Annotated in this window: 14 protein-coding genes, 2 rRNA genes and 1 riboswitch; of the genes, 2 read left to right on the top strand and 14 right to left on the bottom strand. The window is 43.9% G+C overall.

The features are described 5' to 3' along the window. Positions 1–142 precede the first annotated feature (142 nt). Positions 143–335: riboswitch (cyclic di-AMP (ydaO/yuaA leader) on the bottom strand. Positions 336–529: 194 nt separating this feature from the next. Both FPZ44_RS25605 and FPZ44_RS25600 read right to left on the bottom strand, forming a co-directional pair. Continuing rightward, positions 530–1,294, bottom strand: coding sequence for a TatD family hydrolase (locus tag FPZ44_RS25605; RefSeq protein ID WP_144995392.1), 765 nt, complete (start codon positions 1,292–1,294; stop codon positions 530–532). A 47-nt stretch (positions 1,295–1,341) separates the two neighbouring features. Continuing rightward, on the bottom strand, positions 1,342–2,640 hold the full coding sequence (locus tag FPZ44_RS25600) for an HD domain-containing protein (protein WP_144995390.1): 1,299 nt from the start codon (positions 2,638–2,640) through the stop codon (positions 1,342–1,344). 346 nt (positions 2,641–2,986) lie between these two features. On the opposite strand from FPZ44_RS25600, the gene FPZ44_RS25595 reads away from it, so the two are divergent. Further along, a complete protein-coding gene (locus tag FPZ44_RS25595; RefSeq protein ID WP_028595217.1) occupies positions 2,987–3,241 on the top strand; it encodes an AbrB/MazE/SpoVT family DNA-binding domain-containing protein in 255 nt (84 codons plus the stop codon). A gap of 305 nt (positions 3,242–3,546) precedes the next feature. Here FPZ44_RS25595 and rsmI read toward each other — a convergent pair whose 3' ends face one another. The 10 genes from rsmI to FPZ44_RS25545 all read right to left on the bottom strand — a co-directional run bounded on the left by rsmI (position 3,547) and on the right by FPZ44_RS25545 (position 11,181). Then, entirely contained in the window at positions 3,547–4,455 is a 909-nt protein-coding gene (gene rsmI, locus FPZ44_RS25590) for a 16S rRNA (cytidine(1402)-2'-O)-methyltransferase (RefSeq protein ID WP_144995388.1), read from the bottom strand. Further along, entirely contained in the window at positions 4,448–5,224 is a 777-nt protein-coding gene (locus FPZ44_RS25585) for a tRNA1(Val) (adenine(37)-N6)-methyltransferase (RefSeq protein WP_144995386.1), read from the bottom strand. Before FPZ44_RS25585 ends, rsmI begins: the two co-directional genes overlap by 8 nt. 107 nt (positions 5,225–5,331) lie before the next feature. Continuing rightward, on the bottom strand, positions 5,332–5,718 hold the full coding sequence (locus tag FPZ44_RS25580; protein WP_144995384.1) for an initiation-control protein YabA: 387 nt from the start codon (positions 5,716–5,718) through the stop codon (positions 5,332–5,334). A 37-nt stretch (positions 5,719–5,755) separates the two neighbouring features. Then, positions 5,756–6,556 (bottom strand): PSP1 domain-containing protein, encoded by an 801-nt coding sequence (locus FPZ44_RS25575; protein WP_028595221.1) that lies wholly within the window; start codon positions 6,554–6,556, stop codon positions 5,756–5,758. Then, on the bottom strand, positions 6,557–7,537 hold the full coding sequence (holB, locus tag FPZ44_RS25570; protein WP_144995382.1) for a DNA polymerase III subunit delta': 981 nt from the start codon (positions 7,535–7,537) through the stop codon (positions 6,557–6,559). A 66-nt stretch (positions 7,538–7,603) separates the two neighbouring features. Then, positions 7,604–8,047, bottom strand: coding sequence for a YaaR family protein (locus FPZ44_RS25565; RefSeq protein ID WP_144995380.1), 444 nt, complete (start codon positions 8,045–8,047; stop codon positions 7,604–7,606). Between the two features lie 13 nt (positions 8,048–8,060). Further along, on the bottom strand, positions 8,061–8,390 hold the full coding sequence (locus FPZ44_RS25560) for a cyclic-di-AMP receptor (RefSeq protein WP_144995378.1): 330 nt from the start codon (positions 8,388–8,390) through the stop codon (positions 8,061–8,063). Positions 8,391–8,529: 139 nt separating this feature from the next. Next, complete coding sequence (gene tmk, locus FPZ44_RS25555) at positions 8,530–9,162, bottom strand: dTMP kinase (RefSeq protein WP_144995477.1); 633 nt, start codon at positions 9,160–9,162, stop codon at positions 8,530–8,532. 50 nt (positions 9,163–9,212) lie between these two features. After that, positions 9,213–10,796 (bottom strand): aminotransferase class I/II-fold pyridoxal phosphate-dependent enzyme, encoded by a 1,584-nt coding sequence (locus FPZ44_RS25550; protein ID WP_144995376.1) that lies wholly within the window; start codon positions 10,794–10,796, stop codon positions 9,213–9,215. 199 nt (positions 10,797–10,995) lie between these two features. After that, a complete protein-coding gene (locus FPZ44_RS25545; RefSeq protein WP_144995374.1) occupies positions 10,996–11,181 on the bottom strand; it encodes a sigma factor G inhibitor Gin in 186 nt (61 codons plus the stop codon). A 243-nt stretch (positions 11,182–11,424) separates the two neighbouring features. Here FPZ44_RS25545 and FPZ44_RS25540 point away from each other — a divergent pair, with 243 nt between their 5' ends. Next, positions 11,425–11,949 (top strand): hypothetical protein, encoded by a 525-nt coding sequence (locus FPZ44_RS25540; RefSeq protein ID WP_144995372.1) that lies wholly within the window; start codon positions 11,425–11,427, stop codon positions 11,947–11,949. Positions 11,950–12,161: 212 nt separating this feature from the next. Here FPZ44_RS25540 and rrf read toward each other — a convergent pair. Further along, a 5S ribosomal RNA gene (rrf, locus tag FPZ44_RS25535) occupies positions 12,162–12,278 on the bottom strand. A gap of 128 nt (positions 12,279–12,406) precedes the next feature. Continuing rightward, a 23S ribosomal RNA gene (locus FPZ44_RS25530) occupies positions 12,407–12,521 on the bottom strand; the annotation flags it as partial.

The raw sequence follows: 12,521 nt of genomic DNA, 5'->3' as shown, positions 1-12,521 counted from the left end.
TTCTTACAACCTATGAACTTGCTGTAACTATTATGCAAGCTTTTGAGGCGTAAATAACAAAAGAAGCCTGTCTCAAGAGGTGTCTCTGTGACGGCTTCATAGGTGACCCAAACGAAACATAACCGTTTAGGGACTCAGAAGAGCGACCTCTCTCCAAACGCTTGCGAGGTTAGCTGTCGGGTTCGGGCTATGAGAGTCGCCCTAAGCAAATGCCCGGCTCATGGCTCGGCCATTCACAATTCACCCCAAGGAATCAATCCTACCGATGCGTGGCACTCGCATCAAGCTTTTGGTTCCCCCGCTCTCCATAACTGGAGACTCAGCGATACTGGTTAGTTGGAATATTATTCAAGTTGTTTCGAATATCTGTGAGCATCATAACGTTTTTATGACAAAGTTGTAAAGTTCCCCGCAATTCCGTTTTTCGTTAAAAATGATTAAAAAAAAGTAACATTTCGGCTTTTTCTTGAAGAAATCCACTTATCTCTTGCCGTAGAACTTTTTTTCATACTGTTTTCATCGATTTTCATTACATGTCAAAACATGTTAGAGCATTAGCCGTCGTTATTTTGCAAATTTCTTCAAATTCCATACTTTTAATCTCAGCAGCTACCTCTGCTACATAGCGAACATAAGCGGACTCATTTCTTTTGCCTCGGAATGGATGGGGTGTTAAATAAGGCGCATCTGTTTCCACTAATAAACGATCATTTGGAACCTGTTTAAGCACTTCTTTTGGCTGTTTAGCATTTTTAAAGGTTACAGGACCGCCAAAGGAAATATAGAAGTTCATATCCAAGCATTGCTTGGCCGTTTCCCAGCTGCCAGAGAACGCGTGCATAATTCCGCCGACTTCATGTGCCTTCTCTTCTTTTAGTATACGCACAACATCCTCATGCGCGTCGCGGTTATGAATAATAATAGGTAGTTTCAACTCACGTGCTAGCCCGATTTGCTGACGAAACACACGCTGTTGAACATCTTTCGGAGACGTATCCCAATAGTAGTCTAAGCCGATCTCTCCGATAGCCACTACTTTTTCATGTTCCGTTAGCTTTGCGATCCAATCGATATCTTCTGGCTTCATATCAACAGCATCTACTGGATGCCAACCAACAGCTGCGTAGATAAATGGATACTTTTCAGCCAACTCCATAGTTGTTGGGATCGTTTCTCGATTGAATCCGATATTGACCATACGAGTTACGCCCTGCTCATAAGCACGAGTTATTACCTCATGGCGATCTTCGTTGAATTTATCATTGTCTAAATGGGTGTGCGTATCAAATAACATGAACGATCTCCTTTACGTTGTGTTTCTCCGTGATGAACAATGGGTATTTATTTGATGTGTCGATCAAATCGAAGCAATTGCTTTGCTTCTTCAGACAGCTTGTCTCTTACATGCATCAGCTTGTCTACCGGGTAATAAATATAGGCCTTACCTCGTCTTAAGCCGCTAATCGAATGTACAATATCTGATCGCTTTGACAATTCTACTAGTTCATACTGGCGATCAAGCAGCAATATATGCTGTTGAGAAGGAACTTCACCCGAGCGATACACATCATACGGCATATCGGTAGGATAATCAAACCATAGATCATAGTCAGGATCCAAGCCAACTCGCTCCCATTGCTCACGAAGAAGCGTTTTGTACGATTCTTTCATTTCATCAAGTTCCACGTACTTGTACAGCTTACGTTCCATAAACCGCTGACTTAGCTCTGCTAAGCGCTCATCTTCTTCTGACATCCACTGCGTAAACATTGTTTGTACAAATGCTTCATCCAGCTGCACGTATTGCTGTGCGGTAAGAGTCCCTTCAAATAAGGAATCAAGCGGCGGTAAAAAGTATTTAAAACGGTATCCTGATCGATACAACTCTGTAGCCCGCTGGAATATGAGGCGCAGCATAAGTTCTGAGCTCCGTGTGACGGGATGGAAATACACCTGCCAGTACATCTGATAGCGAGACATTAAATAATGTTCAACCGCATGCATGCCGCTCTCTTTCACGACTACTCTGCCCTTATATGGTCGCAATACTCGCAATATGCGATCAAGATCGAACGTACCATAGTGAACACCAGTATAATACGCATCCCGCAGCAGATAATCCATACGATCTGCATCTAATGGACCCGTCACCAGATCAACTACAATTGGATTTGGATATGTTTTGCATATAATAGAAGCAACTCGTTTTGAGAACCCTTTCTCAACCTGTTCTAGCACTTGGTGTACTTCAGTATTTTCGAGTAAAATACGGCAAGTCCAGTCCTCATGATGAACATCGAACGCTTCCTCAATGGAATGAGAGAATGGGCCATGGCCAATATCGTGCAGCAATGCCGCACATAGCGTGACCAACCGTTCTTCCATAGACCAATCCTCATAGTTTTGGCGTTCGAACTGAGAGATAATGCGTCTTGTAATTTCATATACACCTAGTGAATGAGAGAACCGACTATGCTCAGCTCCATGAAAAGTGAAATACGACGTCCCTAATTGACGTATCCGCCGTAATCTTTGAAACTCCTTCGTATTAATAAGATCCCAGATAGTCTTATCTTGAACATGAACATAATTATGAATTGGATCCTTAAATACTTTCTCTTCTGTTAATAAAGAGTGCATGACGTGTTCCTCCTTTGTGCAAATTAGGGATTCCTTGTGTAATTTGGCGCCTAGATTCGACAATCTCATATAAATGTTGACGTTACGACAAAATTGTCATATTATTCTTGCAGTTCCTGATTTTTCGCACTATTAACCTTCTTATTTCCTGATATTTCAATTCATTGACTCATTTTACCCGTCCATCAACTTAAAAATATGATAAAAACCATAAATTAACACAAGAACCTATCATTTTGCATGTTGACTAATATGGGAATGGTTGGTACGATATAAAGCACAGAACATCAAAATTTGTCGAATAATGACACTATTATGTGTTTCTAAAAGAGGAGAGCGATGATTCATGATGAAGTCAACAGGTATCGTCCGTAAGGTCGACGAACTCGGTCGTGTTGTCATTCCAATTGAACTACGCCGGACATTGGGAATCGGTGAGAAAGACGCGCTAGAAATTTATGTAGATGGTGAGCGCATCATGCTTAAGAAATATGAGCCTGCGTGCATCTTCTGTGGTAATGCAGAAAAAGTTACATACTTCAAAGGTAAGATTGTTTGTCACGAGTGCATCTCTGATATTCCACAACCTGTGACAAAATAAAAAAAATAGGTTATAATAGTTTTATCACATATGTTAATTCTAACCTTTTTCATATCTTCCTTGCGCCTTCACGGTTTTGAACCCACCGTGAAGGCGTCTTTTTTTGCAAATATGAAGAAATGAACCCATTCAGACGACGCTAAATAACTCAAAATCATTATGAAAATTCGTGGATAAGTGCTTTTCTCTAGACTTTTTAGCTTTTTCACTTATTGTTCACAAATCGTTCACAATTAAGCCCTCTTTTATTTCATGACAATCGAATTTATCATTGCCACATTATCATCCTATACCCTTGTTTATTCTTATGCCTCTTCTCCAGCCAGCAGTTGCTGATAAATATCACGTCTGGAAACCCCTCGATCCTTCGCTGCAAGCTTCATGGCTTCTTTATGCGTTGCTCCCTGCTCTTCTTCGTAGCGCGCTACATGCTCAGCTACAGACAACGATTCCCACCATGACGATTGTTCCGGTGGAAGCTCCCATTTCCCCACTGCACCCTGTACAACAATACAGCATTCACCTATCGGGGCTACTTCTTCAAATTGACGCAGACAAGAGCTAATTGATCCACGTACAAACTGCTCATAACGCTTGGTAAGCTCTCTTGCAACTGCTATTTCACGATCACCCAGCTGTTCAAGCATACGCTCAAGTGTCTTTACAATGCGATGAGGAGATTCATAGAAAAGCAAAGTACTTGTATCCCGTTGAACAGACTGTAATATTTCCTCCTGGCGTTTCTTATCGCGTGGAAGGAATCCGACAAAAGTAAATCGATCGGTAGGCAACCCGGAAGCGATTAACGCGCTGAGCGCTGCGTTCGCACCCGGTATAGGAATAACAGATACTCCCGCTTCAATAGCGAGTCGTACAAGATCTGCACCAGGATCTGATATCGCCGGAAGACCTGCATCACTAACAAGCGCTAACTTGCGCCCTTCTTGCATGAGTCTCACTAGTTCTGGACCGCTCGCGTCCTTGTTATGCTCGTGATAGCTGTATAAGGTCTTTCCTTGAATATCAAAGTGAGAAAGCAGTTTCCTCGTTTCACGTGTATCCTCTGCAGCAATTAAATCCGCTTCCTGCAGCATCCGTACAGCACGGTATGTCATATCCTCCAAGTTGCCTATAGGAGTAGCGACTAAGTACAGCTCACCCTGCTTGCTATCCTTGGACGAGTAACTATTTTGGATTGTGCATTCTTTATTCATGATCACCATTCCTCAATTCACTACGTCTGCCATAATAAATATCGTTTAATTCTTCAACATACTCGTTGGTATCAGTATATACGATCAGTGGCGGCAGCAAACGAACATCAGGCTTGCCATTACGAATTGCTTCTACAAGCACCATATTCGCTTCCGTATCAATACGAGAGTGCACAAAGCGGATGCGTTTGGGTTCTAATCTATAACGGCGCAGCAGGTCCAATATATCCGTTAGCCGAGCTGGTCGATGCACCATCGCCAACTTGCCACCCGTTTGCAGCAATCTTGCTGCACAAGCAATAACATCCTCAAGCGTGCATCCAAGTTCATGTCGAGCCATCGCTTTGTAGACATTCTCCTTCGGTTCGCCCGTCGTAAGCGGCATATAAGGCGGGTTTACCGTTATACAGTCATAATACGACTTGTCGCCTTCTGGCATTAGCTCCTTCAAGTCCCCTTGCTTAATCTCAATACGAGACTCTAAACCATTTAGCTGAACACTGCGCTGAGCCATATTCGCAAGACGCGGTTGAATCTCGATACCACCAATATGAGCTGATGTTCTTGTGGAAAGTAATAATGGGATAACCCCATTGCCTGTACAAAGATCAAGTACTCTGCCACGTGGAGGAAGAGAGACAAATCGAGCCAGTAGAACTGCATCTATTGAAAAGCTAAATACCTCATCGCTTTGAATAATACGCATATCATGGGTTAGTAAATAATCTAGCCGTTCAGACGGCTCCAACATAACGGAATCTTCAGTCATTTGTATTGCGCTTCTCCTTCATAAGTAGTTAATCAGTACGTACATCCCTATCAATACACAAAAACCGTAGGCCGAGGAACGCCATGTTCCTTTACCTACGGCATTGTTTATTTGTTGAGGAAAGAAAGGCAGAACAAACAGTCGCCTTCTGTCCGCAAGTGACCGTAATATACATTGCAAATATGGAAGCCTTCATAATACAATCTTGCCAAGTTATCGTAACCTTCACCGACAACATTATCTTTACCCAGTTCGTCTGACTGAAGATTAGCGATTGTAGAAGGGACGGATTGCTGTGAGCCTTTCAAGGCCTGCTCAGAATCATGATGATCATGCTGCAGCACTTTACGCAGCTGCTCATTTTCCATAAGAAGACGTTGATTCTCTTCTAGAAGTTCCTTCACAATCATCTTCAATGAGCCAAGCTCTTCATGAACACTGCCCATCTTTGTCTCCAAATCATGTATTTGTGCGAAAATATCTTTCTTCTCCAAGTTCCCACCCCAGAGCACTATGCGTAGTTCATCATCGTTACTTGACGACAACATCGTCGAACAATAGTTCTTTTACCTTGCCGATTTCAAACAACTGAACGTGCACTTTGCGTTCGCTTGCGTTCATTCCAACAACTTTGCCGTCCCCTAATGAAGTGACAACAAGTTTTCCTACAGTTGGTAGTTCTTCTTTTGCACTTTCATAATTATCATGCTCATACTTTAAGCAGCACATGAGTCGACCACAGAGACCGGATATTTTAGTAGGATTCAACGATAAGTTCTGGTCTTTCGCCATTTTAATAGAAACTGGTTCAAAGTCACCAAGCCATGACGAGCAGCATAATACGCGCCCACATGGACCGATACCACCTAGCATCTTCGCCTCATCTCGAACACCAATCTGTCTCAATTCAATTCGGGTGCGGAACACACTTGCCAAATCTTTGACAAGCTCCCGAAAATCAACACGGCCCTCAGCTGTAAAGTAAAAGATGATTTTGTTACGATCAAACGTATATTCTACATCCACCAGCTTCATTTTCAACTGATGGGTCTTAATCTTTTCCATACAAATGCCGAATGCATCTTTTGCTGCCTTCCGGTTAGAATCAACAAGTTCTCCATCTGTATCCGTTGCAATGCGAATGACTTTCTTCAGTGGAAGTACCACATCGTTCTCGCCGACCGTCTTAGGACCGATCACTACTTTGCCGTACTCGATGCCGCGCGCCGTTTCGACGATAACATGCTGATCCTTCAGGACAGGCCATTCAACCGGGTCGAAATAGTAGATTTTGCCCGCTCGCTTAAACCGGACGCCGACCACATTATACAATTACGTACCTCCTTGCATACCCACCAGGAACTGCTCAAACACCAGCTGCGGATTGACGTTTGCACGCAATCGCTTCTGAGCCTCTGCTGCCGAATCCATCACATGAACCCATTCTTGAGTCGACTTCGTCCATGCGATCTTGCTAATGGTATCGACTTGGTCAGAGAAGATGAGATGGTCTTGTCGGTTCAATTGGTAATTTAGCATATCTCGAAACCAAAGATGGAACAAGTCAAAGAGCATGTCCGCGTGCTCGGCAAGTTCCGTCTTGAATACTTTCTGTTGTGCAATGAGAAGTGCAGTACCTAGCTTAGATGTGCACTCCTTTCCTAATTGTAACATTACGTTTCTTAATTCTGCAAACCAATTCTGTTGGCATAATTCCCTGCCAGCATCCAATCCATTTACCAAATGTACAGATGTACGCACCAATGCAACCGGATAACCCTCCTCCACTAAGCGCTGGAGCATCATTTGTGGAGCCTGTGGCGTAAATGGTACCAGCTGCGAGCGTGAAATAATGGTAGGAAGCATAGCCTGTCCATTTTCAGTTATTAGAATGGCAACTGTAGGGCTTGTCGGCTCCTCTAGAAACTTTAGCAGGCTGTTAGCTGCCTGAACCGTCATTTTATCAGCCTGTTCCATAATATATACCTTGCGTCCCGTTGCCTGAGTTCGATAGGATAATTCTCGCTGTAGTCCTCGGATCTGATCAATTTTGATCGACTGACCTTCCGGCGCTATAACATGTACATCTGGATGGTTGCCATGATCGATCTTACGGCATGATAAACATGAGTCACAACAGTCATCCTGTAGGCGCTCACAGAACAGTGCCTTCGCAAACGTTTGTGCAAATAACTTACGTCCTGTACCGATTGGTCCACTAAATAAATAAGCATGGGACACCTTGTCGGCACGCAGCCCATGCTGAACAATTTTCTTGGCTCTTTCTTGACCAAGAATCGTTTCAAAAGACATATGCCGTTTCCTTTCCATACCTTGCTGCTGTGAGAGCAGCACACATAACATAATTACTGCTCTAATCTAGAATGACAGATTAATTAGCATTCCTCGAATTTCACCAACTTTATTCAGGAGCTGCATCTTGCCTTCTTCCGTTTGCAATAATTGCTCCGCCATTTCCAATAATGCTGTATCAATCTCTTCAATAATCTTATATCGCTTGCTGCGTCCACGTCGGTCCCAGCCCGTTACCTCACGAATACCGATTCCACGCCGAACCGTATCCTCTAAGAAGCGCTTTACCATCGTTCGGTACATTCTCAGCTCACGTACTGTCATGGACTTGCCTAAGCGCTCACCTTGGCGATAAATATCTTGCAATCGCTGCTGCAGCTCATCTCTAGATGCATTGCCGTCCTGCTGCTGCATCATATCTGAGAAAGATCTACTGGCAACAGGCTTTGGGGCTGGATCACCCATACGAATATCTTTACCGAATGGACGGAAACCTGGATTTATCTTCACTTATCTCACCGCCTTAGAAATGCTCGAATCGCTCCACAGGGAGGACGAACACCGTTGCTCCACCAACCTGTACCTCTACAGGCATAGGCATATAAGAATCGGTTGTGCCGCTCATTGGCGTAACCGGAGTAACCAATTGATCCCGAACTTTGCAGTTCGAACGGATGACATGCAGCGCCGCTTCAATTTGTTCATCTTCAACACCAATCATAAACGTCGTGTTGCCTGAGCGAAGAAATCCGCCAGTACTCGCCAGCTTGGTCGCACGAAAACCTTCCTTGACAAGAGCTCGACTGAGACGATTGCTGTCTTTATCCTGAATAACCGCGACTATTAACTTCATGCCGTCATCCTCCTTATATTTTATCATAAGAGGCTTAAGCTAGATAAGTTGGTAGTGGGTATTTACCTAATATAGGCTCTTATATACTCCACATGCTATACCGATATCTGCCTCATGAACTTATTAGACATTATTAACCTTAATTCCTTGTTCGGACGCGCAAAATATCTAACATTTGTGTTGCAATCGCCTGCGGCTCCGCTGATGCATCTATGCGAACAATTCGTTCTGGATACTTTTCAGCTAGAAGTTGATAGCCTGCTCGTACCTGTTCATGGAATGAGAAGCCCTCTTGATCCAGACGATTAATCTCACGCTCTGCATTAGCAGCGATTCGTGCAAGCCCAGCTTCAGGATCAATATCCAACCAAAACGTAAGATCAGGCATCAGATCATGTATAGCAAAGCGATTAATCTCCCACACGGCATCAACACCAAGCCCTCTTGCATACCCTTGATAAGCCAAGCTGCTATCTACGAAGCGATCACACAGCACAATTGACCCTGTTTCTAAGGCTGGTTTAACCTTTTCAACCAGGTGCTGGCGACGGGCTGCCGCATAGAGTAGTGCCTCGGTACGAGCATCCATTGCTGTATGTTCTTTATCTAAAATCACTTCGCGAATCCGCTCAGCAATGTGAATACCACCTGGCTCGCGAGTAACAACTACAGACTGACCTAACTCTTCTAGCTGCTGCTGCAGCAATCGAATTGCTGTCGATTTGCCTGCCCCTTCTCCACCTTCCAACGTGATAAATAGCCCTTGATTCATCATTCCAAACTACTCCTTTTATATCATATGCACTTTACCCAATGCGGTTCCTATTGACTATCCTCATCATTGTGGCCATCTTCATATACAATAAGGCTGTTAAGCTGTGGATCACTTACATCTTGGCACTTGGCGCCAGCATGAGCTAGCTTGCGAAGTTCATCAATATGTGCCTTCGTAATCCGCTCACCTGCATATATAAGTGGAATACCAGGCGGATATGGAATAACGGATTCTACCGATTGCTTACCTATAGATTGTTCCAAGCTTACCTTATAGGAAGGCTTGTCTTCCTCAAAAATAGAGAAAGAAACGGGTTCAGATATACCCTGATTATAATCGTTCATTTCTATTAATGGATGACAGCCATTAGTAGTAACTGGCCCTAATTCATCCAATGACTCAGACATTAACTCCACGCAGCTATTACTTTGTAAATAATCATCCAAATTGCGAAGGGCTACCATTATTTTTTCAGCGTCAGCTTGCGAATTAGCTAGTGTAAATAACAGAACAACATATTGCATGTCCGCCATTTCTGCCACAACGCCATGTAAAGTCAGCTGATTAAGCAGTTCATACCCCGTCATTTGACCCGTAACATCTCGTATAACGAGTTTAAAAGGATCTTGAGATTCATATGCTGCTGAACTTTCCTTAGACATGTCTATAACATCAAATGACTTCAACCCATGCAATAATTTACGCACAGTGCTCACGGCTTCTAGACCCATCGTAAATGCATCCTCACCTTGTGTTTGAATCCAATGTCGGCTCATATCCAGTGAAGCCATTAATGGATAGGATGGGCTTGAGCTTTGTACCATAGCAAGCATACGCTGCAAGCGCTCGCGGTTAATACGAGGGCCTTGGACATGCAGCATCGCACTCATAGTCATCCCGAACAGCATCTTATGTGTAGACTGCACGACAAGGTCGGCACCTGACTGAAGGGCAGATTGAGGCAATGCTGGATGGAGCCCATAATGCGCGCCATGGGCTTCATCGATAAGCAGAGGCACACCATGCCGATGCACGGCTTCTGCCATGGCTTGTATATCCACGCCTAGCCCATAATAGTTCGGGCTGCAGAGGAACACTGCCTTCGCTTGTGGATACTGTATTAGCCCTGCCTCCACCGTCTCAACGGATGGGGCTGTGAGCAGACCGCTAGCATGATCTTGTCGCGGGCTTACAAATATAGCCCGCGCTCCTGCAAGCTTCAAGCCGTTAATAATAGACTTATGCACGTTCCTCTGCACAAGTACGATATCTCCCGGCTGAGAGCAGCAAGTTAGAAGGGCCGCCACATTGCCTGCTGTGCTGCCCCCTACAAGGAAATGCGTCGCCTCCGCCCCAAAGCAAGCGGCAGCAAGCTCCTGCGCCTCACGTATAGGCCCAGTCGCCTGATGCAGGTCATCCGTGCCTTCTACCTCCGTCACGTCCTGTCTTAACAGTGCTGCATAGCGTCGGTACAACTCAGCCCTGTCGCTATCAGCTTCTTGTTCAGCGGCTCTAACATAAGCCGCTCCATCTTTATGGCCAGGCACATGCATCGATACGTGCCCCTGCCCTTCATAACGAAGCAACGCCTCTACAAGTGGGAGGCGATTATATGAATTACCGTTACCCATAGTTTCCCCTTTGTTAACATGCCAAAAAAGTATATTTAGTTACTCGATACAACCATTGTACCCTATCTCCCTGTCCTAGCAAGGACCAAGAAACAAGAAACACATACGAAAAAGAGCCCAGTGGGGCTCTCCGCTAACAGCAATAATTATGCTAAACAAGCATTTAACAACAACTATTTAAACCATTCACCATAAATGACTAAGCTTGAAGCTGCATCCATAATTTCCTCATTCGATCGATAAAAATAGGGTACTTCGCATCTTTAACATCAGTACGAACTATTTCTTGTTCACAGCCCGAACATATAAATTGATGGACAACGACAATGCCTTCCGACTTCATTTCTCCGCAAATCATGCAGCAAGACTCCGACTGGCGATCCATGACCATCCCACCTTTACACATTTTCAATAATACTAGCATGCCCGATTAATAGAAAATTAAACAGTTTCATAGCTTATTTTCAAATAGTTCTCCATTTTTCCTCAGGCTGCATCCTATGCACAACATGGGCAAATGGTGCCTGCACTCATCTAAAAGCTGATATTTAAATCTATATCTTCATTCTAGCAGTCGAAGAACCGATATAATACTTGTTCTAAATCTCTGCGTGAAAGGAGTGATTCCATGCAGCCACCACAAGAAAGAACATTTTATCATTACAAGCTGCTGCGCAAGATCAAATATGGACCTTGGGTAAACAGAGTCTATATTTTACTTGGATTCGCTGCGTGGATGGCGGCCTTATGGGCAGATGGATTTATCGGTCTCACATATGGGGGACTTGCCTTGCTCGTATTATTTTGGATTCATTATGTGATTCCACGTTCCTTATTTGTAATCGATCGATACCATTATCGTAAACGCTGGGGATTCCAATTCAGGTTGCCTTGGATCGGTTTCTTACCGTATGAGAAACAATATGTAGGCTTCCGCTACTGGATAAAAGTGCTCCTATATATAACACTTATTGGGTCCTTAATTATTGGAGTAATGAGCATTTGGCTTCCAATGGGATTTACTCTACAATTCCTATTTTGGCATATTTGGTTCTTGGGACCGCGCTGGTATGCTACCATAGTAGCCCTTAGCATTTCGGATGACAAGCTCATCAAACTCGGGGTACAGGAGTTCTCAATTTACAAAGCATAGCAAAACATTTAACCAACCCATACTAATATGACAAATTAAAGAGCCACTAGTAGATATATACTACTAATGGCTCTTTTTATTTTCCCTATAGTTAATAGCAATCAGCAATAACAATCTAGAAGACAGATTTCTCTCAAAATAGATGTGACAGCTATAAATACTCATAAGAATAAAACAAAACCCACCGATGAAATCATCAGTGGGCTGTGTTTGCTTGGCGACGTCCTACTCTCCCGGGACCCTGCGGTCCAAGTACCATTGGCGCTGGAGGACTTAACGTTCGTGTTCGGGATGGGTACGCGTGGAACCCCTCCGCCATCGTCACCAAACATGATTTTCCGATGCTAAGCATCTTCGAATCGCTCCAGGAAATATCATACCTTTCGGTATGTTCCTAAAACAAGGTTATACCTTGAAAACTGACCGCAAAGTGATTAAAACGCTTCTTCATATTCATTAGGATAAGCCCTCGACCTATTAGTATTCGTCAGCTCCACACATTACTGTGCTTCCACCCCGAACCTATCAACCTCGTCGTCTTCAAGGGGTCTTACTAATTGGGAAATCTCATC

This window comes from Paenibacillus agilis (genome assembly GCF_007786455.1).
GTDB classification, from domain to species: Bacteria; Bacillota; Bacilli; order Paenibacillales; family Paenibacillaceae; genus Paenibacillus_B; species Paenibacillus_B agilis.
This window is presented reverse-complemented; position numbering and strand designations above follow the sequence as displayed.